This is a genomic window from Finegoldia magna (assembly GCF_018371055.1).
GTDB lineage: Bacteria > Bacillota > Clostridia > Tissierellales > Peptoniphilaceae > Finegoldia > Finegoldia magna_I.
The window spans coordinates 1-1,692 of the sequence record NZ_JAGYZD010000311.1 but is presented as its reverse complement, the minus strand read 5'-3'; the positions used below and the strand labels follow the sequence as shown (position 1 = coordinate 1,692).

At 31.3% G+C, this 1,692-nt stretch carries 1 protein-coding gene and 1 pseudogene; both read right to left on the bottom strand.

Features of this window, described 5'->3' with window-relative positions; all coding sequences use genetic code 11:
• Positions 1-22: 22 nt before the first annotated feature.
• On the bottom strand, positions 23-679 hold the full coding sequence (locus KHW44_RS09425; RefSeq protein WP_304068837.1) for a DNA-binding protein: 657 nt from the start codon (positions 677-679) through the stop codon (positions 23-25).
• A 43-nt stretch (positions 680-722) separates the two neighbouring features.
• Positions 723-1,692: pseudogene (locus tag KHW44_RS09420) on the bottom strand (DNA helicase); the annotation flags it as partial.

Below are 1,692 nucleotides of genomic sequence, written 5' to 3'. Positions count from 1 at the left end.
TTCAGATCAAAACTGCCGATATTTACCTCTCTTCACCTTTGCTATGTTCTTTCTTAGTTGACTTAGTTTTGTCATCTGTCCTAAAGCTTTTTATTTGCCCTAATATGGACTTTATATCCTTGTCTTGACTCTTTACTTGTTCTTTTGCTTTTAAGAGCTTAGAAGTCAAAATACGGACATTTTTATGTTCCTTTCCATTGTTGTCAATGCTTGTTTTTACTTGACCAAATATTTTAACAAAGTCTCCTTGTTTTAAACTCTCTAAATCTTTTGTCTTATCTCCATAGGCTGAACAATTGGTATAAACTTTATTTCCATCGACATCTTTTGAAACAATTGAAAAGTTGCTTACTTTGAACTTTTCTCCATTAGCATTTTCTCTTTCAAGATTTTCTACTTTGCCAGCTATATTACCCACGAGATTTATGAGATTGTCTTTTTCTTCAAGTTCATTGGTATTTTCAACAATCTTACCTTGTTCTTTCATATCATCAATCATATAGTCAAAGTCATCATTTAATAGACCTGTTGTGTCTTTGATCATAAATAAAACATAGACTTCTTCAAGTGCCTTTTCATCAGTAACGCCTTTTTCTATGCTCACAAGTGCTTTTATAAAATCCTTGTAATTATCATTCATCATTTCTTCTAAGTTTTCTCTAATATCTTTGTATTCCATAATTTCCTCCTTGTACTAAATAAGGAGAGCCTTTCGCCCTCCTCTATCTTTCTTGTGCTTTTTCGTTTTTTTCTTGATTTTTATCTTTTTCTTCTTCCGATTTGAATTTTGATATTTGTCCCAATATAGATGGTTTCTCTTCCCTTGCCTGAAGATTATCCTCTACATCATAGGTTGATTCAAAGTAATCACTATCTTTAAAATCATTGTCATACCTATCTGGTATTCCATCATTATCAAGATCTTTTGCTAGTGGATCATAGAAGTTTCCATCATCATCTATTTCTAAACCTAGGGCTTGTTTTAAATCTTCTTCATCTACTGATACCAGATCGTCAAAACTTGACATCTTTATGGCTTCAGTCATATCTTTAATAGCTTGTGAATTAGATATATCTTCTTCTACAAAAGATTCTGTTCTAATAGCTACATTATCTACATACTGAGTCCATGTTTTTTCTTCTAAATTTACCTCATATTGAATCGTGTGCTTACCATCAGGTGTTTCTGTATAGGCAAGTCCTATATGGCTTAAATCAGGGTATAATTTGTCAAAGTCTTCATAGCTATTAGATTCTGAGAACTCGTAGTTAGAATAATCAACTATCGCCCTCTTTAAATCTTCTAATAATGGTGATTGGTTTTCTAATTCTTCTACTTCTCCCATATCTAAAAGTTTATTAATTTCAGCTAATCTTAGTGTCTTATCCCTTAACTCATCTGCTTTTTCAAATGGTTTGGTCAATTCTACTTTGGCATTTTCTAAAGATTCTTTATAGTTTTCAAGGTTTTGATTTAATCTTCCAAGCCTTGCAGGCATTTTTTCAATAGCATTATCAAGTCTTGTTATATTGCCATCAGTAGAGTTTGAAAACTCTCCAAAGTATTCTGCTTTTCCTAGGAGTTTAAAAGTATGAGTATTAGTCATAAAGTTATATGAAACTTGTAAGTCTAAATTTCTATATTTACCAATAACCTTGCTATCATTTATCTTTACCTTTTTTATTTCTTCT